This is a genomic window from Acinetobacter sp. YH16051 (assembly GCF_013417135.1).
Lineage (GTDB): Bacteria > Pseudomonadota > Gammaproteobacteria > Pseudomonadales > Moraxellaceae > Acinetobacter > Acinetobacter towneri.
The window spans coordinates 1-1380 of sequence record NZ_VPEN01000114.1 but is presented as its reverse complement, the minus strand read 5'-3'; the positions used below and the strand labels follow the sequence as shown (position 1 = coordinate 1380).

Genomic DNA, 1380 nt, shown 5'->3' with positions numbered 1-1380 from the left:
ATGCAAGTCAGTTTAAATAATGGCATCAATGCGCAGGGCACACAAAGAAGAATGAGAAATGCTTTAGGAAACTATATCCGATACAACCTTTCTAGGAACGCACACGATGATCAACCTTGGCAAGGTAATACCTTTTACTCTGTAGATAATCATAATATACCTGTATATGCAACGGTTCCAGCTCAACCCATCAGTAGTACTGGGCAATACTCTGACACGATTACAGTAACTCTAACTTATTGATTTTTATTTTAAAATTAATAGGTAACCGTCGCAGTTACTGTGTCACTATATTTCCCAGCAGGAACATTAGCATTGGGAACCTTACCCCAAATCTTAATATTTTGTGTTTCCCCTGTCCCCTGTTGTGACAAACGATTGTCTGCAATATTGCCCCATTCTTTGCTCATGGCAACATCTTGATAAAGCTGATAAGGAATTTGTATGGAAATATCATTGGCATGCTTCAAACGACCATCACTATTTAAAGCAATATTATAGGGAGTACCATTAGTACAATGAACATTTAAGCTCCCTGTCGCTTGAACATTCTGTGCATTACGAGTCACAGTCCCAAAATCAATATCCGAAGAGCCTCCTGCTCCAATCTCACAAATTTCTGTAACTTGCATTTTGACTTGAAACTGTGTGGATTGACGATCACTCATGGTATATGCGGAAACAGAGACTACAGCTAAAATTACAAAAGAATATTTAAAAATTTTCACTTGACTCATTTACCATAATTCCAACCTATTAACTCCATTAAATATTACATAGTTTTTTAAGAAATAATATATAGTTAATAGACTTCCGTCATAAATCAAAAAACGTACAATTTATTTGATCTTAAATTAATCAGCAAACTTATTTAATTCAAAGGATAATCCTTGGATGAAATTCAAAGATATTCAAAAATTATCAGACGTTAAGTTTCGTAGGCTTACCGGTGTTAGTTGGGCTACATTTAACCTGATGTTGGCCGAGCTAAATAAGCAGTTACCTCGTCATATTGGTAAAGGACGACCGCATAAATTACCGTTGGAAGATCGTTTGCTCTTATGTATAGGCTTTGTTGCATAAATATTTTGCAAAATACTTATTTTTAAGGAGTTTAAGAAAATTTTAATAAAAAATAAGTATAATAAAATCATAGTTTTAGGTATTTTTGCAACAAAGCCTCTTAGAAATAAAAGAGCATGATGTTTTAAGTATTTAACATAAAATCTCTTATGCGAAATTCCAAGAAGAGCACATCCAGTGCTCTTCTTATTTTTAGATAATAAATCGTTAAAAAAATGATCCATTCTCATTTTAGAACTGGGTGTTTTTTACTCAAAATACTATTTTTTTCCATAACCATAAAAGCCCCCCTTTGAA

3 protein-coding genes are annotated in these 1380 nt (G+C 33.4%); 2 read left to right on the top strand and 1 reads right to left on the bottom strand.

Translation table 11 applies throughout. The features are described 5' to 3' along the window. Nucleotides 1-243 (top strand): spore coat protein U domain-containing protein (locus FTV41_RS14710; protein ID WP_179996762.1); only part of this gene is annotated, 243 nt, incomplete at its 5' end. Between the two features lie 14 nt (nucleotides 244-257). Here FTV41_RS14710 and FTV41_RS14705 read toward each other — a convergent pair. After that, the gene (locus tag FTV41_RS14705; protein WP_179991844.1) at nucleotides 258-737 is read right to left on the bottom strand and encodes a spore coat U domain-containing protein; all 480 of its coding nucleotides are present in this window, start codon (nucleotides 735-737) and stop codon (nucleotides 258-260) included. A gap of 157 nt (nucleotides 738-894) precedes the next feature. On the opposite strand from FTV41_RS14705, the gene FTV41_RS14700 reads away from it, so the two are divergent. Beyond that, nucleotides 895-1083, top strand: a complete 189-nt coding sequence (locus FTV41_RS14700) for a hypothetical protein (protein WP_157799961.1) — start codon at nucleotides 895-897, stop codon at nucleotides 1081-1083. The last annotated feature ends 297 nt before the right edge of the window (nucleotides 1084-1380 follow it).